The organism is Phenylobacterium kunshanense (genome assembly GCF_003254525.1).
Lineage (GTDB): Bacteria > Pseudomonadota > Alphaproteobacteria > Caulobacterales > Caulobacteraceae > Phenylobacterium > Phenylobacterium kunshanense.
In genome coordinates this window covers 1-247 of record NZ_QFYS01000046.1, presented here as the reverse complement: position 1 = coordinate 247, position 247 = coordinate 1, and the positions used below count along the sequence as shown (strand labels likewise).

Below are 247 nucleotides of genomic sequence, written 5' to 3'. Positions count from 1 at the left end.
AAAAAATTCGTCCTCCGTTTCAACCGAATCTTCTACCGATTCCTCGACTGATTCGTCATCTGCTTCCACCGAATCGTCTACTGATTCGTCCTCCGTTTCCACCGAATCTTCTACTGATTCCTCGACTGATTCTTCCTCCGCTTCCACCGAATCGTCTACTGATTCGTCCTCCGTCTCCACTGAATCCTCAACGGATTCCTCAACTGATTCTTCCTCCGTGTCCACCGAATCATCCACTGATTCGTCG

Annotated in this window: 1 protein-coding gene; it reads right to left on the bottom strand. The window is 49.0% G+C overall.

Annotation, left to right across the window (positions count from 1 at the left end):
- A partial coding sequence (locus tag DJ019_RS20805; protein ID WP_205854228.1) for a hypothetical protein occupies window positions 1–225 on the bottom strand: 225 nt, incomplete at its 3' end.
- Between the last annotated feature and the right edge of the window lie 22 nt (window positions 226–247).